The sequence below is a fragment of the Polyangiaceae bacterium genome (assembly GCA_020633235.1).
In the GTDB taxonomy this organism is placed as follows: Bacteria; Myxococcota_A; Polyangia; order Polyangiales; family Polyangiaceae; genus JACKEA01.
Genome location: JACKEA010000005.1, coordinates 754,710 through 772,915, shown reverse-complemented (window position 1 = coordinate 772,915; position 18,206 = coordinate 754,710). Strand labels below are relative to the sequence as shown.

At 70.5% G+C, this 18,206-nt stretch carries 20 protein-coding genes; 6 read left to right on the top strand and 14 right to left on the bottom strand.

Annotated elements, in window-relative coordinates; all coding sequences use genetic code 11:
• Positions 1 to 22 precede the first annotated feature (22 nt).
• Positions 23 to 1,576 carry a hypothetical protein gene (locus tag H6717_29335; GenBank protein ID MCB9581168.1) on the top strand — a complete coding sequence of 518 codons (1,554 nt, stop codon included), beginning with the start codon at positions 23 to 25 and terminating at the stop codon, positions 1,574 to 1,576.
• Between the two features lie 82 nt (positions 1,577 to 1,658).
• Here the strand turns inward: H6717_29335 and H6717_29330 are convergent, their stop codons facing one another.
• Together H6717_29330 and H6717_29325 are read right to left on the bottom strand one after the other, a co-directional pair.
• Complete coding sequence (locus H6717_29330; protein ID MCB9581167.1) at positions 1,659 to 2,666, bottom strand: S-adenosylmethionine:tRNA ribosyltransferase-isomerase; 1,008 nt, start codon at positions 2,664 to 2,666, stop codon at positions 1,659 to 1,661.
• On the bottom strand, positions 2,663 to 3,391 hold the full coding sequence (locus tag H6717_29325; protein MCB9581166.1) for an SDR family oxidoreductase: 729 nt from the start codon (positions 3,389 to 3,391) through the stop codon (positions 2,663 to 2,665). The genes H6717_29330 and H6717_29325 overlap by 4 nt, the downstream gene beginning before the upstream one ends.
• Positions 3,392 to 3,481: 90 nt before the next feature.
• On the opposite strand from H6717_29325, the gene H6717_29320 reads away from it, so the two are divergent.
• Positions 3,482 to 4,039 (top strand): helix-turn-helix transcriptional regulator, encoded by a 558-nt coding sequence (locus tag H6717_29320; protein ID MCB9581165.1) that lies wholly within the window; start codon positions 3,482 to 3,484, stop codon positions 4,037 to 4,039.
• A gap of 275 nt (positions 4,040 to 4,314) precedes the next feature.
• Entirely contained in the window at positions 4,315 to 4,986 is a 672-nt protein-coding gene (locus H6717_29315) for a hypothetical protein (protein ID MCB9581164.1), read from the top strand.
• A gap of 1 nt (position 4,987) precedes the next feature.
• Here H6717_29315 and H6717_29310 read toward each other — a convergent pair whose 3' ends face one another.
• Positions 4,988 to 5,824 (bottom strand): helix-turn-helix transcriptional regulator, encoded by an 837-nt coding sequence (locus H6717_29310; GenBank protein MCB9581163.1) that lies wholly within the window; start codon positions 5,822 to 5,824, stop codon positions 4,988 to 4,990.
• A 10-nt stretch (positions 5,825 to 5,834) separates the two neighbouring features.
• Between H6717_29310 and H6717_29305 the strand changes: the two genes are divergently transcribed.
• Positions 5,835 to 6,389: an ATP-dependent Clp protease proteolytic subunit gene (locus H6717_29305; GenBank protein ID MCB9581162.1), complete on the top strand. Its 555-nt coding sequence runs from the start codon at positions 5,835 to 5,837 to the stop codon at positions 6,387 to 6,389.
• 504 nt (positions 6,390 to 6,893) lie between these two features.
• Entirely contained in the window at positions 6,894 to 7,247 is a 354-nt protein-coding gene (locus H6717_29300; GenBank protein ID MCB9581161.1) for a hypothetical protein, read from the top strand.
• A 69-nt stretch (positions 7,248 to 7,316) separates the two neighbouring features.
• On the opposite strand, the gene H6717_29295 is transcribed toward H6717_29300, so the two are convergent.
• Entirely contained in the window at positions 7,317 to 7,982 is a 666-nt protein-coding gene (locus H6717_29295) for an adenine nucleotide alpha hydrolase (GenBank protein MCB9581160.1), read from the bottom strand.
• On the bottom strand, positions 7,979 to 8,479 hold the full coding sequence (locus tag H6717_29290; GenBank protein MCB9581159.1) for a DUF4920 domain-containing protein: 501 nt from the start codon (positions 8,477 to 8,479) through the stop codon (positions 7,979 to 7,981). Before H6717_29290 ends, H6717_29295 begins: the two co-directional genes overlap by 4 nt.
• Positions 8,480 to 8,536: 57 nt before the next feature.
• Between H6717_29290 and H6717_29285 the strand changes: the two genes are divergently transcribed.
• Entirely contained in the window at positions 8,537 to 8,998 is a 462-nt protein-coding gene (locus tag H6717_29285; GenBank protein MCB9581158.1) for a hypothetical protein, read from the top strand.
• On the opposite strand, the gene H6717_29280 is transcribed toward H6717_29285, so the two are convergent.
• The 9 genes from H6717_29280 to aroF are packed head-to-tail and all read right to left on the bottom strand — an operon-like array spanning position 8,950 to position 18,151.
• Positions 8,950 to 10,170: an AMP-binding protein gene (locus tag H6717_29280; GenBank protein ID MCB9581157.1), complete on the bottom strand. Its 1,221-nt coding sequence runs from the start codon at positions 10,168 to 10,170 to the stop codon at positions 8,950 to 8,952. The two genes, H6717_29285 and H6717_29280, sit on opposite strands and share 49 nt — an antisense overlap.
• The gene (locus H6717_29275; GenBank protein ID MCB9581156.1) at positions 10,167 to 11,186 is read right to left on the bottom strand and encodes an O-succinylbenzoate synthase; all 1,020 of its coding nucleotides are present in this window, start codon (positions 11,184 to 11,186) and stop codon (positions 10,167 to 10,169) included. The genes H6717_29280 and H6717_29275 overlap by 4 nt, the downstream gene beginning before the upstream one ends.
• Entirely contained in the window at positions 11,183 to 12,091 is a 909-nt protein-coding gene (locus H6717_29270) for a 1,4-dihydroxy-2-naphthoate polyprenyltransferase (GenBank protein MCB9581155.1), read from the bottom strand. The genes H6717_29275 and H6717_29270 overlap by 4 nt, the downstream gene beginning before the upstream one ends.
• Positions 12,088 to 12,912, bottom strand: coding sequence for a 1,4-dihydroxy-2-naphthoyl-CoA synthase (menB, locus tag H6717_29265; protein ID MCB9581154.1), 825 nt, complete (start codon positions 12,910 to 12,912; stop codon positions 12,088 to 12,090). The genes H6717_29270 and menB overlap by 4 nt, the downstream gene beginning before the upstream one ends.
• On the bottom strand, positions 12,909 to 13,607 hold the full coding sequence (locus tag H6717_29260; protein MCB9581153.1) for an alpha/beta fold hydrolase: 699 nt from the start codon (positions 13,605 to 13,607) through the stop codon (positions 12,909 to 12,911). Before H6717_29260 ends, menB begins: the two co-directional genes overlap by 4 nt.
• On the bottom strand, positions 13,604 to 15,250 hold the full coding sequence (gene menD, locus H6717_29255; protein MCB9581152.1) for a 2-succinyl-5-enolpyruvyl-6-hydroxy-3-cyclohexene-1-carboxylic-acid synthase: 1,647 nt from the start codon (positions 15,248 to 15,250) through the stop codon (positions 13,604 to 13,606). The genes H6717_29260 and menD overlap by 4 nt, the downstream gene beginning before the upstream one ends.
• Positions 15,247 to 16,479, bottom strand: coding sequence for an isochorismate synthase (locus tag H6717_29250; protein ID MCB9581151.1), 1,233 nt, complete (start codon positions 16,477 to 16,479; stop codon positions 15,247 to 15,249). The genes menD and H6717_29250 overlap by 4 nt, the downstream gene beginning before the upstream one ends.
• Complete coding sequence (ubiE, locus tag H6717_29245) at positions 16,476 to 17,180, bottom strand: bifunctional demethylmenaquinone methyltransferase/2-methoxy-6-polyprenyl-1,4-benzoquinol methylase UbiE (protein MCB9581150.1); 705 nt, start codon at positions 17,178 to 17,180, stop codon at positions 16,476 to 16,478. The genes H6717_29250 and ubiE overlap by 4 nt, the downstream gene beginning before the upstream one ends.
• Complete coding sequence (aroF, locus tag H6717_29240; GenBank protein ID MCB9581149.1) at positions 17,177 to 18,151, bottom strand: 3-deoxy-7-phosphoheptulonate synthase; 975 nt, start codon at positions 18,149 to 18,151, stop codon at positions 17,177 to 17,179. Before aroF ends, ubiE begins: the two co-directional genes overlap by 4 nt.
• Between the last annotated feature and the right edge of the window lie 55 nt (positions 18,152 to 18,206).

Here is an 18,206-nt window from a genome sequence, read left to right as displayed (position 1 = left end):
CGCACGACCTCGGAGGTCGACGATGAAACTCGCGGTTCGAAAGTCCCTGGTCGTCGTGCTCACGGCATTGCTCGCGGCGTGCGGCAGCTCCAGCAGCGACACTTCCAAACCCAAGGACGGCGGCTCTCTGGGCGGCAATGGTGGCGCCGACGCGGGCGGCGGAAGCGGCGGCACGGGCGGCGCGTCGGGCGGCGGCACGGGCGGCGCGATCGACGGCGGCGGCGGGGACGCCGGGGCGCCCAGTACCGGCGTCGAGGTGCCCGGCCCCAGTGCGACCCTCTTCGACGACCACCCCTATTACACCTGCGTCGAGACCCGCTACGTCGCGACGCAGGCCAACGGCGGGGACGACGCTGCCGACGGCCTGGCGGCCACGGCGGGCGGCGGCCATGGGCCCTGGCGCACGCTGCAGCACGCCAACGACTCGATCCCCAAGTCCGCCCCCGGATACTGCATCGTCGTCGGCGACGGCAGCTACACGCTCGACTCGGATCTGAACGTCGATCACGGAGGGACGGAAGCGAGCAAGACCGGCTTCACCGTGTGGCGCGCAGCGAGCTTGCTCGGCGCCAAGCTGGTGGCCACCAAAAACGTGAGCAGTCTCATCCACGCGGCCGCGCCGTATCTGGTGTTCGACGGGCTCGAGCTGGACGGTGGTCACTTCGCGAATAGCAACCACGGCGTCGACAGCTGCGCGTACAGCAACTTCGACTACAACGGCCTGCACCACGTCTTCGTGTTGAACAGTTACATCCACGACATGGGGGGCAACGGCATCGCCAACTGCTGGGCGGACTACTACTGGCTCCTCCACAATCGTCTGGACGAGAATGCGTACAATTCCTGGAACAGCGGCATCTCGACGTACGAGCCGATGGAGATCCCCGGCTACACCGCGACGGCGTACGACCAGCAGTGGGCGCCGTACCACAACGTGTATGCGTACAACCGCTGCTACGGAAATTTCACGTCACCCGGTGGAAGCCCGCACACGGATGGCAACGGCATCGAGTACGACGACTCCCGGCACGAGCAGAACGACCCGAAGGTGGCCTACGCACCCCGGGCGCTGTTGATGGGCAACGTGGCCTGGAAGAACGGTGGCTTCGGCATTCACGTGGGACCCACGTCCTCCAACGCCGACGTGTTCAACAACACCGCCTACGACAACGGCCTGGACACGCTGAACGACGGCACCTGGCGCGGCGAATTCTCGTCGGCATTCGGCTCCGGCAACGTGTTCAAGAACAACATCGGCTACGCCGTGACGGGCAGCGGCATCTTGAAGAACAACACGCCGTTCTTGGGCGGAAATCCCGTGGACGGGACCAACGAGTGGTCGCACAACGTCGCCTTCGGGAACGACCCGAACATGACTGCGCCGGACGCCTTTCCGACTCCGGCCAACGCCATCGATACGGATCCGCAGCTGGTGGACGTGCAGGGCGAAAACTTCGCCCTGAAGTCGGGGAGCCCCGCCATCGGGTTCGGCGAGAAGGTGCCGTACTGGCCGCAACAGACGCAGGGGCAGATCGACGTGGGGGCGTGTCCCCACGAGCTCGGCGCGTGCCCGTGATGGGCGGGGCGCGACGGGTATCGCGCCGGACCAACATGCTGCGTCAGTAGAGGCGGCGGCGGTCGTCCGAGCGCGGCCGGCGTCAGTAGACGAGGCAGCTGTCGCCGAACTCGTGAGCGAGGTAGCCGCGGGCGGCGGCGTGCTCGCTGGCTCGGGCCAGGAGCTTTGCCGGAGCGAAGGCCGAGAGCAGCTCGAAGTGGCTGGTGCCGGGCTCGTGCATGCCGCTCATCACGGCGTGGACCACGCGCGGTGTGCTGCTCGCGTCGAGGCGTAGGGTAGCGACGCCGCTGCCCGCACGCAGGGTGCCGCTCTCGGCGGCGCTCTCGAGGGCGCGCACCACGGTGGTGCCCACGGCGACGACGCGTCCCCGGGTGCGGGCGATGGCGCGTACCGTTTCGGCGGGAACGGAGTAGCGTTCGTCCAGGGGAAAGCGGCGATCGAGATCGGCTCGGCCCGTGGACGAGAGTCCGGCCGCGTGGCTGACGCGCGCGATGCCGACGCCGCGGCGGAGCAGCCCGAAGAGCGTGCGCCAGGTGAGGGGCCGACCGGCGGACGGCATCTCCGCGGCCCAGGGCACACCAGCGAAGCGGCTCTGGACGTGCCACAGCGATAGCGGGCTCTCGACGTAGGAGTACTGCACGGGGTGGCCGTGAGCGTAGAGCGCGCGCCATAGCTCGGCGCCGTCGCGATCGAAGCGTAGGCGAACCAGTCCGTCGTCCACGATGCCCGTGACGGTCGCCGACAGTGCCGGAGCGCTCTCGGAGACGAGCAGCGCGTCGCCCGGAGCGAGGGCGGGCGGCACGGGGCGATCTTCCGTGCGGGCGCGGAAGTCGCCGTCGCCGAGGACGACCGCCACGAAGGCGTCGCCGTCCTGACCGGCGAGACGAAGCTCGACGGAGGCGCCGGCGCGAGTGCGGGCGAAGAGGCTCGCGGGGAGCGTGGCGGCGTCGTTCAACACCAGCAGATCGCCGGCGCCGAGGAGCTCGGGGAGCTCGCCCACCCGGCGATCGGCGAGGCTGCCGTCGCCGGGGCGAATCACGAGCAGGCGTTCGGCATCGGCGTCGCTGCGGGGCCAGGGTGCGGGCTTCATGCTGCGTCTCCCAGGAGCGGGGGCGCCAGCCGCGCACCGGGGGCAATGGACTCGGCGCGCTCGATGAGCTGGACGATGCGCTCGGCGACCGCTTCGGGCCGGGCAAGGCCGGCGGGATCGGCGTCGGGGATCGCCGCGCGGTGCATGTCGGTGTCCATCTCGCCGGGATCCACGGAGAACACCGAGACCCCGCGCTCCGAGAGCTCGGCGGCCCACACGCGAGACAGGTGATCGAGACCCGCCTTGGAGACCGAGTAGGCTCCCCAGGTGGGGTACGCCTCCACGGCGGCGTCGGAGCTGACGTGGACGACCACGCCGCTGCCTCTGAGGGCCATGTTGCCGGCCACGGCCTTGGTCAGTCGAAAGGGCCCGACCAGGTTCACCTCCAGGACGCGGGTGAGATCCTCGCATTCGGTATCGAGCAACAAGCGTAGCGGCGTGGGTCCGAGGTCGCTCGCGTTGTGGATCAGGACGTCGATCGGTCCGAAGGTCGCACTGGCAGCTCCAACCAGCGGAAAGATCGCGCTCTTGTCGCCCACGTCGGCCGGCAGCGCGAAGGCCTGCCCGCCGCGCTCGGTGATGGCCGCGGTCACGGCTCGAAGCGCCTCTCCGTCGCGAGCGACGAGCACGACCCGCGCTCCACGCTCGGCCAGTGCCAAGGCCAGAGCGCGACCGAGGCCGCGGCTGGCGCCCGTGACGAGGGCGGTCTTGTTCGAGAGTTCCATGTCGTTGTCCTCCTGCTCGTCAGCATGGGACCGCCTGTCTGGTTTGTTGTCATCGTTGTCAACACGATGGCGGATTGCTAGTGTGCTGACATGGACAGCGAAAAGCTGGCGGCGCGGCTCGCACACAACATGCGGCAGCTCCGGCAGGCGCGCGGGGTCACGCAGCAACAGATGGCCAAGCTGTCGTCCCTGCCGCGGGCGACCTGGGCGAATCTCGAGTCCGGCGGCGCGAATCCCACACTGGCCGTGCTGCACTCCGTGGCCGTCGCACTGCAGGTGCCGTTGGAGGAGCTGATCGCGGCGCCACGGGCAGAGGTGAAGCGCTACCCACGCGGGTCGTTACCCTCGCGCAGTCGTGGCTCGGTGGTGGTCAGCACGCTATTGCCGGATGCCGTGCCCGGCACGCTCATCGAACGGCTGGAGCTGACCGTGGGCGGCCGCATGGTTGGCGTTCCCCACACTCCAGGTACCCGCGAGTACCTCACCTGCGAGAGCGGGGAGATCGAGCTCGTGGCCAGTGGTGAGACGTATCGGCTCGTTCCCGGTGACGTGGTGGTGTTCCGCGGTGACCAGCGCCACTCCTACGGGAACCCGGGAAAGAAGCCCGCCGTCGGCTACTCCGTGGTGATGCTCGCGCCCGTGACCTGAGATCACGACGGCGGCGGCCACACGCGTCGGGTGCGCCCGTGCCCGAGCCGGAGATACACCGCGCCTTGGGAGTCGCGATAGATCCGAACCCCCCACACGTGCACGGTTCGGTGGAGCCAGGGCATGCGCCGCCGGTATTCACGGAACGTGCCGGCGCGATTTTCGGGGTTTGTGTGCGCCACGTGGGTCGAACTGCCCCGACGGCGCCAATCCGCCCCGGGGATTTCGTGGACGCGATGCGCGATCCGCGACACGCTCGGCGGCGGAGGGCTTTGATGAAGTACTTGACCTTGACCGTTGCGGTGTTGGCGATCGCGTGCAGCTCGGGCTCCGGGAGCGGCGGCGGCAGCGGTGGAATGGCGGGAAGTGGAACGGGTGGCACCGGCACTGGTGGCACCGGCACCGGTGGCACCGGCACGGGTGGCTCGGGCACGGGTGGCGGCGGCGGACTGGCCGGCAGCGCCTCGGGCGGAAGCGCGGGTAGCGGTACCGGTGGCGGCAACACCGGGGGCGGCGGAAACTATTGCCCGACGGCCGACATGGGCACGGGCGTGCAGGCGAGCTACGCCGGCGACACCACGGGCAAGGCGAACATCGTGACCAGCTCTCGCCTCGAGTGGCAGGAAGCACCGGACGACGCCCTGCTGTTCACCGCATCGGAGGCTGGAACCTATCGCATCTCGATGCCCACGGGGCCGGACGGCTGCGGCGCGTCGGTGCGGGAGTACGGCCCTCAGATGAACGGTCAGGGTGAGATCTACTCGCCCAGCTGGTGTCCAGCGCCGGGAAGCACCGTGGAGATCGACGGCGTGTTCGCCGCGATCCCGCCGACTACCACGGACGACGTGGAGCTGACGGCGGGGCAGCAGATCATCGTGTGGGTGAGCTGCGCGTATTGGTCGCAGAATCAGTCGGGCGCCTACCAGATCGACATCACCAAGCAGTGAGCTACGCAGCCAAAGCGGTGATGTGGCCGGCGCTGCGGGCGCGATAGCGCCCCGGCGCGACGCCGGCCCAGCGCTTGAAGGCGCGGCCGAGGGCGTGCTCGGACGCGTAGCCGACCTGAGCTGCGATGGCGGCCAGGCCCAGCTCCGTGGTGGCCAACAGCTCCGCGGCGCGACGCATGCGGAGCTCCGTCAGCGCGCGCTCTGGCGGCGCGCCCGCAGCGGCACGAAAGCGTCGACAGAACGCCGCGCGAGACAGGCCGACCCTGCGGGCGAGCTCCGGGACGGTCCAGCGACGCGTCAGGTCTCCGAGCGCGATTTCCAGCGCGCGGCGGACGAGCGGATCTGCGACCTGGGGCGCGGTGTTCGCGTGGCGCGCCGCCAGCCGCACGAAGGCGGTGGCGAGGGGCGCCGCGACGTCCGGCTCGGGCTCTGCCACGAGCAGCGCCCACAGCGCCCGCAGTCGGTCGTCTTGGGCGACGGTGCGGCGACTCAGGACCAGCCAGCTCGGGAGCGACGGGGGCAGCTCTTCGTGCAGGTCGAAGCACGCGAGCTGACTCGGGGCGACGGCGACCAGCGTCAGGCGGCGGGTGAGGATCAAGGCCGAACCAGCTGGGGCGCTCACCGCGTGGTCCTGGCCACGACAGCCGCCCGACGGCACCAGCACCAGCGTGAGCTCGGAGCCGACGGCGGCGGTGGCGCGAGCATTTAGATCTCGGCGGTACACGGTGGAGCGCATGCGCCAAGCTTCGGACCGGTGTCCGGGGATGTAAAGCCGACGAGCGGCTCGGGTACGTCTGAGAGCGTCCTGGGCATGGCGCGACGGGTCAACGAACGCCATCTCCTCTGGGATGAACAGCGAGCTGCCGCGACCCGTGACCGAGGGGCTGTTCGCCTCGCGTACCGTGTTGGTCTTCGGTGAGGTGGACATGGACCTGGCCGAGCGCGCTGCGGCGCAGCTCTTGTCTCTGGATGCGCTGTCCCAGGAGCCGATCCTCGTGATCGTGAACTCGCCGGGGGGGCACGTGGAGGCCGGGGACACGGTGCACGACGTGATCCGCTTCCTGCGCTCGGAGGTGCGGATGCTGGGTACGGGCTGGGTCGCCAGCGCCGGGGCGCTCATCTACGTCGGCGCGCGACGAGAGAACCGCTTGGCGCTGCCCAACACGCGCTTTCTCTTGCACCAACCCCTGGGCGGCGTGACCGGACGTGCCAGCGAGATCGAGGTGGAGGCCGAGCAGATCGTCGCCATGCGTCAGCGCTTGGCGCGCATCTTCGCCGACGCCACAGGGCAACCCCTGGAGAAGCTCGAGAAGGAGACCGAGCAGAACCACTGGATGAGCGCGCCGCAGGCCCTCGACTACGGGCTCGTCGGGCGCATCGTCGAATCCGTGAGCGACGTGTAACGCACGTTGGTGTTCGCCGACCTCGCGAGCGACAGCTCCACAGAGCTCCGCGCATCCCGAAGATGGGATTGTCGGTTCGCCGCGGAACCTCGCGAGGCGGGAAGGCCACCGGGGACGCGGTGCGATCACCGTCCACGAGAGACCATCGCGAGCCCCAGCGCTGCGCGTGGGCGGCTTGCTGCCCGGGCTGAGGGGCGTTATGTCCGCGCGATGAAATCCTCGGTCACCGCGTTCGCTGTACTGTGCTTCAGCTGCGGCAGCGCCTCGCCGCCGCCTGCCAGCGCGCCGAGTGGACCAGAAGAGCAGGGGAGTCACGCTGAGCCGGCCGCGCCGGCCGCAGCCGCTGCAACCGCGCCCGCTGCTGCAGAGAAACCCGCCGCTGCAGACAAACCTGCTGCTGCAGAGAAACCCGCTGCGTTCCGAGGCACGCTCTTTGGCAAGACGTTCGCCGCTCGCGTGGCATGCGCCGTTGGGACGGGAAGCTCTGGTGTAGCCGCCGTGTACGTGTACGACCAAGAGGACTTCGACGTAGCCGGCAGTTGTGGCTTTTTGCCGACGGTTGCTGGTGCGCGTCAGCTGAGCTTTCGCGTCGAGTGGAAGACCGGTGCCAAAGCGAGCTTTGCCAGCTACACATTCGACGCGAAGAAGGGTGCCGAGAGCGAGGTCATCGAGTTCCTCGGCGACAAACGCTACGACCGCAAGTGGGCAAATCGGGACTTCAAGCCGACTGGGAGCGTCGAGCTCCTGAAGGCCGTCAATCGGGCGGGGGACAGAGGGCGCGTTCGTATTTCGATGGCGAACGGCGATGAAAAGCTGGCTGGCGAGATCGACGTGTACTCCACATCCGATTTCTACTGACTCTCTCGGCGTCGCGAGCTTCCGGGCCCACGCGGCTCGACGGGTATCGCGCCGCACCAACAAGATGCGTCAGGCGGGGAGCAAGTCTGCGCGAGCGAAGCCGTCGTGCTGGGTGATCTCGCCCAGGCGCACGGACACGGGCTCGCGGAACATGGGACCGGCGGACACGAAGGTGTGAAACTCGCCGTTCTCTCCGCAGGGATCCGCTGCCGCCGGGAGCTCCGAGAGCAGCGTTTCGTCGAAGCTGCGACCGGCGAGGCTCGCCGGGAGCTGCGTGGTGTCCACGCTGGCGAGGTGCGCGCGCAGGCCTGCGGCCAGCATCTCGCGGGCCAAGGCGCGGGTGGGCAGCTGCCACAGCGGGAACAGCACCTCCAAGCCGCTTTCGGCCAGGCGCTCTTCGCGATAGCGGCGGATGTCCTCCAGGAACAAATCGCCGAAGGCGATGGCGTCGATGTTGTCGGCGCGGGCTCGCTCCACCACGTGGGACATGCGTGCTGCGTACTCGGTGTTGGGGCAAGGATCCGGCAGTGAAACCTGCCACAGGGGCAGACCCGCGGCCTTCGCCTGGGCCGCCAGGAGCTCGCTCCGGACGGCGTGCATGGCGACGCGACCCGTGGGCTCGCTCACGGTGGTGAGCAGCGCGACGACCTCAACGCTCGGGTCCTTGCGGAGCAGCCAGAGCGCCCAGGCGCTGTCCTTGCCGCTGCTCCAGGAGAGCAGCACGCGCTTCGTCACTTCTTCAGCTCGACGGCGCTCGCGACCAGACGGACCTCGTTGGCGGTGCCATCGGCGTTCTTGTTGGGGAAGGTGGCGCCCTCTTCCTCCATGTGCTCCACGTGGGACGCCTTGACGGTTTCCACCTCTACGATCCCTTGCACGCGGGCCTGGGCGCCGGCGGAGTTGGTCGGCACGAAGAAGCCGTAGTCCTTGAAGGTGACGCGGCAGCCGGGGCCCTTGGGGTCCATGTTTTCCGCCAGCTCCATCCAGCAGCCCTTCCGCGTGCAGGCTTGGCGCACGGCGCCGTTCACCAGCACCTCGCGGCCCTTGTACGCCGTGGGGTCCTTCAGCACGGTGGCGAGGGGCACCGGATCCTTGGCGGTGATGGCGTCCCCGTAGCTCTTGAAGCCGGGGGCCGGTGCCGGCGGGGCCGCGGCGGGCTCCTTGGTGGGGCTGGGCTCGCTGTTGCAGGCGAGCAGGGAAAGGGCGGAAAAAAGAAGGACGAGCCGCTTCATCGGCGGGGAGTATAGCCACGGATCCGCGGGCGTCACGCTCCGTAGTATCCTGTGAGGATGCGGGTGTTCCTCTTCGGGTTGGCCGCTCTGCTCGCGGCCTGCGGCTCATCGGACGACTCGACAGGTGGCAGCTCGGGCAACGCCCACGCCGCGCTGGCCCAGCAGTGCGTGGATCGCATCAACGAGCTCCGCGCGGGCCAAGGACTGTCGCCCTATGCCCGCTGGACCGACAAGGAAGCGTGCGCCAACGGCCAGGCCGAGAGCGACAGTCAGACGAAGACGGCCCACGGAGCCTTCGGGGACTGCAGCGAGAACGCCCAGAACGAGTGTCCTGGCTACCCCAGCACGAGCTCCGTGATCGGAACTTGCTTGGATCAGATGTGGGCCGAGGGGCCCGGTGCGGACTTCAAGACCCACGGCCACTACATCAACATGTCGAGCACGAAGTACACGAAGGTGGCCTGCGGGTTCTACGTGACGGCCGGCGGCGATGTCTGGGCGGTGCAGGACTTCCGCTGAGCGCGGCGGTCGAGCTTGCCGCTCGCAGTGCGGGCCAGGTTGCTGACGACGAAGAGCTCCCGGGGACGCTTGAAGTCGGCGAGATCGGCGGCGGCGACGACGCCGTTCGCGTCGGCGGCTTCTGTCAGCACCAGTGCCGCGGCGACGCGCTGTCCCCAGGTGGCGTCGTCGATGCCGAAGACGCACGCTTCGCGTACGCGCGGGTCGCTCTCCAGCACGGCCTCGACCTCGAGAGGGTGAACGTTCTCGCCGCCGGTCACGATCACGTCGTCCACGCGGCCGAGCACGTGGAGGCGTCCTTCGGTGTCGAAGCGGCCCACGTCTCGGGTGGTGAGCCAGCCGTCTTCGGACAGCGGGCATTCGCCGTCCCAATAGCGGGACAAGAGCGTGGGCCCTGCGATCTGGATGCAGCCGTCCTCAAGGCGCACGGAGATGCCGGGGAGCGGCGCCCCGGAGCTGTCGCCAGGCTCCCGTTCGGTGCTGACCTGGGAGCACGCTTCGGTGAGGCCGTAGCTGCCCAGCACCCGGAAACCGCGAGCACGGGCGCGCCGCCGCAGGGCTGGGGAAGCCGCCGCGCCGCCCAGGACGACCGCGCGCAGGTGCTGCGGGGCGCGCTGCTCGGGATGGGCATCGAGCCAGCGCGCGAGCTGGGTCGGCACCCAGGAGACGAGCGTCGCTCGCGAGCGCTCGAGATCCGAGCCGAGCACCACGGCTTTGCGGTCCATGAGGCAGCGCGTGAGTATGGAGAGACCGCCGACGTGGGCCGGGGACAGCTCGAGCAGCCAGCGATCGTCGTCCTGCCAACCGAGGTTTTTGGCGCTGGCCCGGGCGGAGGCCTCGAAGGCGCGTCGTGGGAGCACGACGCCGCGGGGAGCGCCGCTGCTCCCGGAAGTGAACACCACCGCCAGGGCGTCCTCCGGGGCGCGGCCTCGGGCGGCGAGGCGCTCCCGGGCAGTCCACCGCGGGTGAACGAGGACGACGGGCCTTCGCTTCGCGATGCAGGCGTGGAGCTGGACGATGGTGTTCACGTCCAGATGTCCCAGCAACGTGGACGGCGTCTCGACGCGCGCGGCGAGATCCGCGAGCTCGCCGAACGTGAAGCTCCGCTCCGGCGTGATCAACGCCGGCTCCCGAGGCGCATCGCGGGCGGCGTCGAAGATGGACAGACTCATCCGAGGCCCGGAGTGTCGCGACGGATCAGGTTGGCCTGGGTGAAGGCCGGCAGCGGCCGTTCGGGCCAGGCGCCGAGACCCGGGTGGGGGTAGAGGCCGGCGGCGCGGTTCGGCGCGCCGACGGCGAGGGACAGCGCCGCCGCCGCCGACAGCGCCACGGGCCCGTCGAGCAGGTGGGAGACGATCACGTCGATGTCGCTTTCGCGCGCGCGGGCGGCGAGCTCGAGGCAGCGCGTGAGGCCCCCGAGCGCCATCGGCTTGAGCACCCAGACCGCGACGTCGGCGCGAGGCTCGTCCAGCAGCGATTCGTCGCGTGCCAGCGGCACCGGCGACTCCACCAGCGGATCCGAAGGCTCCTCCACCAGCTCCGGGCGCAAGGGCGCAAAGGCGGCGAGGGCCTCGCGGGCCTGTGCTGCGCCAAAGGCGCGATTGGCGTCGAGGCGAAGCTCGACGCCGCCGCCCACGGCGCGGCGCACCGAGCGCAGCGTCTCGAGCTCCCGCGTCAGATCCCGGCCGACCTTGAGCTTCAGGGTGCGCACGCCGCGGGCCACGGTCGCGAGCGCTTGCTCCACCGTCGCCTCGGGCTCGCCCATCGGAATCACCGCGGCGAGCGGCATGAGAGAAGGTACGTGCTGCGGACCGCCGCTCGCGGCGCGCAACAGCCACCACACCGGCTCGCCGCGGAGCTTGCCGGCGAGGTCGAAGAGGGCGGTTTCGAGGGCGTGGCGCGCTGCCGGCATCGACAGCGCGGAGGACGCCGCGGCGATCGCCTGGACCACCGTTTTCGGACTTCCGAAGAGCGAGGGGAAGTCCCGCACTGTCTCGAGCTCGGCGCCGCACTGCTCCAGGGTGTCGCGCGAGAAGCCGGGCAGGGGAGACGCTTCCCCCTGGCCTTCGGCGCCACTTTCGTGGGTGAGTGTGAAGAGCAGGCCCTCGCGTTCGACGAAGCGCTCGTGCGCGTTGACGAAGGGCGCGCTCATCCGGCCGTGGAAACGCTGCAGACGCGAGCGGATCACGGGCGCCCCAAGGCAATGCCGGCGGACAGCAGCACGCCGAAGCCGAGCAGCAGCGCGGCCGTCATGGCGAGGCGAGTGTTGAGCACCGTGCCCCGCTCAGTGCGGACGCGATCGAACAAGAACACCGCGAGCGGCAGGGTGGCGAGCGGCAAGAGCACCAACGCGCCGAAGCCGCGACCCAGGAGCACCACCGGAGCCGTGAAGGACACGACGAGCAAGAAGGCGTACTCCGCGACGGCGAAGCCGCGGCCGAAGCGTACCGCCAAGGTGCGCTTGCCCGCTTTGACGTCGGTGTCCACGTCGCGGATGTTGTTCACCACCAAGATGGCCGTCGCCAGGGCGCCCACCGGCAGCGCGGCGATCAACGCCTCGGCGGGCACGCGGCCGAGCTGCACGAAGGCGGTGCCGCCGACGGCGACGAAGCCGAAGAACACCAGCACGAAGACGTCGCCCAAGCCGTTGTAGCCGAGGGGGTAGGGGCCGCCGGTGTAGGCCACGGCGGACGCCATCGACAAGAGCCCGATGATCACGATGGCGGGACCGGCTACGGCCGTGAGGTAGATGCCGATGGCGAAGGCGGCGGCCAGCGACAGCCCGAGGGCGGCGCGCATGCGCGCCGGAGGGATGAGCCCGGACGCCACCGCGCGGGTCGGGCCCAGGCGCTCGTCGGTGTCCGCGCCCTTCTCGTAGTCGAACACGTCGTTGGCGAAGTTTGCGGCGATCTGCAGGAGCACCGCGCCGAGCAGGGCTGCCAGGGCCGGTCCGACGCGCACGCCTCCAGTGGCGTGGGCCACGGCGGTGCCCACCACCACCGGCACGACCGCCGCGCTCAGCGTCTTCGGTCGAGCGGCGAGCACCCAGGCGCCGACGGCGCCCGGGCGTGCAGACAGCGGCAGCGTGGTCACGGGTGGCGCTTGAACTTGTTGAACTCCGGCGGCCGCTTCTCGAGGAATGCGTCCCGGCCTTCGCGACCCTCTTCGGTCATGTAGAACAGCAGCGTGGCGTTGCCGGCCAGCTCCTGCAGACCGGTCTGACCGTCGCAGTCGGCGTTCATGGCGCTCTTCAAGCAGCGCAGCGCCAGCGGGCTGTGCTGGAGGATCTCGCGGCACCACTGGATCGTTTCCGCCTCGAGCTTCTCGAGGGGAACCACCGTGTTCACCAAGCCCATGTCCAGGGCCTTTTGGGCGTCGTACTGCCGGCACAAGAACCAGATCTCGCGGGCCTTCTTCTGGCCCACGATGCGCGCCAGGTAGCTCGAGCCGAAGCCCCCGTCGAAGCTGCCGACCTTGGGTCCCGTCTGTCCGAAGCGGGCGTTGTCCGCGGCGATGGTCAGATCGCACACCAGGTGCAGCACGTGGCCACCGCCGATGGCGTATCCCGCCACCATCGCGATCACCGGCTTGGGCAAGGTGCGGATCTGCCGCTGCAGATCCAGCACGTTGAGGCGTGCCACGCCGTCGGCGCCCACGTAACCCGCGTCGCCGCGCACCCGCTGGTCGCCGCCGGAGCAGAACGCCTTGCCGCCGGCGCCGGTCAGGATCGCGACGCCAATGGAGGGGTCGTCACGCACGTCGGCGAAGGCGCGGCTCATCTCCATCACCGTTTGTGGCCGGAAGGCGTTGTGCACCTCCGGACGGTTGATCGTGATCTTGGCGATGCCCTCCTTGGACTTTTCGTAGATCACGTCCTCGTAGCCTTGGACTTTGTCGAACTGCACTTCGCTCATCGGTCTTCTCCTCCGCCCAACGCCTGCGCCAGACGCCGAGGCTGCTCCAATACGGGGTTGTGGCCGGCGCCCTCGATCACCACTGCGGTGTCGCCGGCCAGGGTTCGGAATTTGTCGTCGTGCTCGCCGACGACGAGAGTGACGGGCACGTCGCTGACCTCGTAGCGGGGCATGACGCCGAGCCCCAACACCTCGAGCGACAGCGCCAGACCCCGCGGGTCGTGCTCGAGGCGAGCGCGGCGCTGGGCCGCGCGGAGCTCTTCGCTCTGGCTGGCGAACAGCGGCAGCGCTTCCCAGCGCTCCACGAAGGCGGCGATGCCTTCGCCTTCCAAGAGCTCGCGCCAGCGGGCGTCGGCGGCGCGCCGGGTCCGACGCTCGCCGTCGTCGACGAGGCCGGGGTGCGCGCTCACCAGGCTGACTCGGGCCAGGAGATCGGGGTGGCGTGCCGCGATGCCGCGGGCGACCCGGCCGCCGAGGGAGTAACCGACGAGATGCGCCGGGGCCGCGAGCGGGCGCATCAGCTCTGCGATGCGATCCACCTCGTCGTCGAAGGTCTCGACGCCGTGCCGGCGTGCCGTGCCGTCGTGGCCGAGGAGCGCCGGCGCGAAGACGACCTCGGGTGACAGCTCCGCGATCAGCTCGCGGAAGGAGCACGCGCTCTGGGTGAAGCCGTGGAGCAGGACCAGCGGTGTCACAGGCGCTCCAGCACCTTCTGCCACGACAGCGGAGTGACGCGCGCTTCGATCAGCGTCGCTCTCGGCGTGCCCAGGGCGTCGTCGACGGCCGCGGCCAGGGCATCGGGGCTCTCGGGCCGCGCGAAGCGGTGCCCGTAGAGCGCCGCGGCGTGGGACAGATCGAGATCGTGGGGCGTGGTCCAGAAACGGAGATCCACTCCGCTGGTGGCCACGGGCAGCTCCTCGAAGATGCGTCCGCCGCCATTGTTCAGCACCACGATGGCGAGCGGCGTTTGCACTTCTTTCGCCGTGAGCAGACCGCCCACGTCGTGCAAGAAGCTCACGTCTCCCAGCAACAGCAGCGTGGGCGCGCCGCTGGCCGCGGCGGCGCCGGCCGCGCCGCTGATGAGCCCATCGATGCCCGACAGCCCGCGCTGCGCCACCACCCGGGGACCGCGCTCTCGGGCCCGCGCGTGAAGGTTCGCTTCCCGCGGCGCCAGGCTGTTGCCGAGAAACAGCACGGAGTCCTCGGGCATGCGCTCGATGGCGACGCGCACGGCGTCCGCCTCGCAGAAGCCGCGGCTGGGCGTGGTCTCGAGGGCGCGGTTCACGGCATCCTGGCCCTGCTGCCACTCGCTGCGATAGCTCGAGGCGGAGGCTGCTTCGGGAAGCGCGTCGGCGAGGGCACGAAGCATCGCATCGAGCGGTCCCAGGCTGACGCTGGCCGCCGTGCTGGTCGGATTCGGGTGACCCTGCGGCGCCACCACGTGAAGCTCCGCTTCCTCGAGCACGCTTTCCCACGCCGTCGCGAGCGGCGCCGAGCCGACCAGCAGCACGAGATCCGGCATCAAGGTCCGACGCCAGGTCGGACTCATCACGAGCCAGTCCGCCTTGTCGCAGATGATGTTGGTGCCAGCGCGGAACCTCGCGGGTCCCGTGGCGTCGGCGACCACGACCGCACCGGCGCGGTCCGCGACGCGGCCCAGCAGAGCGACGTCGAAAGGCAGCGCGGGCGCCACGGTGCCGCACAGGATCAGCGGGCGCTCGGCGCGGCGGAGGCGCTCGGCGAGGTGACGGACGGCCGCGGCATCGACGCCCCGCTCGGGCGCGCTGAGGCGCGGCGGTTCCGGCAGGGCGACGTCGATGGCCACCGGTTCCAACGGCTTGTGCACGGGCGCATTGAGATGCACCGGACCGCCGCGGGCCCGCAGTACGGCCTGGGCCACGCGGCGGGCGAGGGCAGGCAAGCCGCGCGGATCCGGCGCGCCGAGATCCACGGCGCGCTCGGCGAACAGCCACGACTGATCCATCGTCTGGTTGGCGCCGGCGTCGTGCAGCTCCGGCGGCCGATCCGCCGTCAGCACCAAGAGCGGCGTGTGCGTCGCGGCGGCCTCGGCGACGGCGGGGGCGTAGTGCGTGGCGGCGCTGCCGCTGGTCGCGATCAAGAGGCTCGGGCGGCCGGTGATCTTCGCTTGCCCCACGGCGAAGAACGCCGCGCTGCGCTCGTCCACGACGGCGCGCACCGCGAGGCCGCTCTCCGCCAGGGCCGCCGCGACGAAGGGCGTCGAGCGGGAGCCAGGGCTGGCGATCACGTCCCGCACGCCCGAGACGCGCGCGGCGTGCAGCAGCGTGCGCGCCCACAGCGTCGTGAGCTCGGCGCTCATGCCTCCACTCCGAGGGCGCGAGCGAGCGCCTCGAGCTTGAGCCGCGTCTCGGCGAGCTCGCCCTCGGGCGTCGAGCCTTGGACGATCCCGGCGCCCGCGAACAGGTGGGCGCGCGGACCGTCGAGCACCGCCGAGCGCAGCGCGACGGCGAGCTCGCCGTCGCCGGCGGCGTCGAACCAACCGACGGGGCTCGCGTACCACCCCCGGGCGAAGGGCTCGTTCTTCGCCAGCCACTCCAGAGCCGCGGCGCGCGGGACGCCACCGACCGCGGGCGTCGGGTGCAGCTGGGCCAACACTTCGAGCACGTGACGGTCCGCCGAGAGCTGGGCGACGATCGGCGTCCGCAGATGGACGACGTGGGACAGGGCCCGGAGCTCGGGCTCGCTGGCGACCTCGACGCGGGCGCCGAGGGCTTCGAGGCGCGCGCGGATCTCGTCCACCACGTGACGGTGCTCCGCGCGGTCCTTGGCGCTGGCCAGCAAGGCGGCGTCGGCGCCCCGGGGCGCCGAGCCGGCCAGCGCTTCGGTGCGGATCTCGCGGCCGCGCTTCTCGACCAGGCGCTCCGGCGTGGCGCCCAAGAACCAGCGCCCGCTGCGGCGGAACGCAAAGCGCGTGCAGGCGGGCGCGATGCTCGCGAGGCGCTGGAGGACTCGCGGCGGATCCACCGACGGCGACAGCTCGAGGTCCACGCGCCGCGCCACCACGACCTTGTCGAAGGCGCCGGACGCGATGCCGTCGCCGATGGCGCGCACCGCGGCGATGTACTCCGCGTCGGAATGATCCCGGCGCTGCACGTTCGGCGGCGCCAGGGACGCGGGCCGAAGGCGGGGCGTGGGGAGCGGGAGCTCGCCCCCGACGGTGCTCAGCGTCGCGCGGCCTTGATGCAACACGTAGTTGATGCGGGGCAGCACCGCCTCGGCCTCGGCGAAGCCGCGCCACACGTCGTCGTCGCTCGCCCCCGGCGCGAAGGCGAAGCCCGCGAAGGCCCGGAGCTCGGGCGCTTCGGCCAGCACCGCCCGAGCGGCCTCCGTGATGCGCTCGAAGCGGTCGGGACCCGACGCGCGGAAGCGCGCTGCCACCCCGAGCCCGAGCCACAGGGGGCCCCCGGGCGGGTGCCACAGCACGGCGTCGTCGTCGCTGGCGGCGAGCAGGCCTTCGACGGAGAGCACCGGCGCCGGCCGCGTGACGACTGCCAGGTCGTCGGTCGCGAGCCGCGCCGCATCCGTCACTTCACCCTCGGACGCGCGATGTACAGGTGGCAGACGCCGAAGGACAGGCGGCGCGCTTCGAGCACCTCCAGGCCCGAAGCGTCCATCGTGGCCGCGAACTCCTCCGCTGGTGGAAAGGCGGCGATGGAGCGCTGCAGATAGCGGTACTCGCGGTGTCCCGACAACAAGGACCCGAGGAAGGGGACGACGGTGTGCACGTGGAAACGCGCGAAGGGTGCCATCAGCCCGTCCCGCGGCTCGGAGAGCTCCAAGATGGCGACGCGCCCCGAATCGCGGGTGACCCGTGCCATCTCCCGCAAGGCGGCGGGGCGATCGACGACGTTGCGGATCCCGAAGGCGATGGTGACGCCGTCGAAGGTGTCGTCCTCGAAAGGCAGCGCTTGGGCATCGCCGGCCACGAGCTCGACCCGTTCTCCCAGATCGCCGAGCTTGTCGCGGCCGACGGCCAACATGTTCTCGGAAGGGTCCAGGCCGACGACGTGGCAGGTCGGATGGGTGCGGGCGATCTGGATGGCGAGATCGCCGGTGCCGGTGGCCAGATCCAGCACTCGGGCGTCGTCCGCCAGCTCCAGCGCTGCCACCGCTTGGCGTCGCCAGGATTGGTCGATGCCCAGCGACAAGAGCCGGTTCATCAAGTCGTAGCGCGGGGCGATGGCATCGAACATCTCGCCGGAGCCGCCGCGGGGTTCGGTCTCGGTCATCGTGCGGTCCTCATCAGGTCGCCCAGGCGCGCCACGTCGGACAGCGGCAGCGCCTGGGCGCCGTCGCTCTGGGCGGAGCCCGGATCGAAGTGTGTTTCCACCATCACGCCGGCGGCCCCCACGGCGATTGCGGCGCGAGCGAGGGGCAGCACCAGATCGCGGCGGCCGGCGCCGTGGGAGGGATCCACCACGACGGGTAGGCCGTGCACGTGGCTGAGCAGCGCGACGGCGCCCAGGTCGAGGAGATTGCGCGTGCTGTGATCCCAGCTGCGAATGCCGCGCTCACACAGCACCACCGCCGGGGCGCCGTGGGCCAGGCAGTGCTCCGCCGCGAGCAGCCACTCTTCCACCGTGGCGGCCAGGCCGCGCTTGAGCAGGATCGGCTTCTGCTCTGCCGCGGCGGCGCGCAGCAGCGCGAAGTTCTGCATGTTGCGCGAGCCGATCTGCAGCATGTCGGCGGTGCGCGCGACCAGCGACGCGTCGCTGGGGCTCAGCACCTCCGTGACGACGCCGAGGTCGGCGGCGTCGGCGGCGTCGCGCATCCAGCCGAGCGCCACGGCGCCGTGGCCGGCGAAGGCATAGGGCGAGGTGCGCGGCTTGTAGGCGCCGCCGCGGAGGAGCTTTGCTCCATGGCGAGCGACCTCCCGCGCGATGCGATGGATCTGCTCCTCACTCTCGACGCTGCAGGGGCCCGCGATGAGCACCGGGGGACGCTCCGCCTCGAAGTTGGCGGCGCCGACTCGCACGCTCCGGGCCGCACGGTCGAGCTTGGGGTGAGGGGAGGCCGGACGGACCACGTCGAGGACCCCCTCGATGTCGAGCAAGCTGGCGGCCTCCACGGCAGCGGAGCACGGCTCGATGGCGAACTGGGTCTGACGAGAACCATCGAGTCGCTGCACCCAAAGCCCCCGCGCCACCAGCGCTCGCTGGACGCTTTCGGGCTCGGCGTCGGGTCGGAGGATGACGATCATGTCCGCTTTTGGCGCAAATATGCGCCTTTCTATTTTTGAGGTTTCAAAAACTATT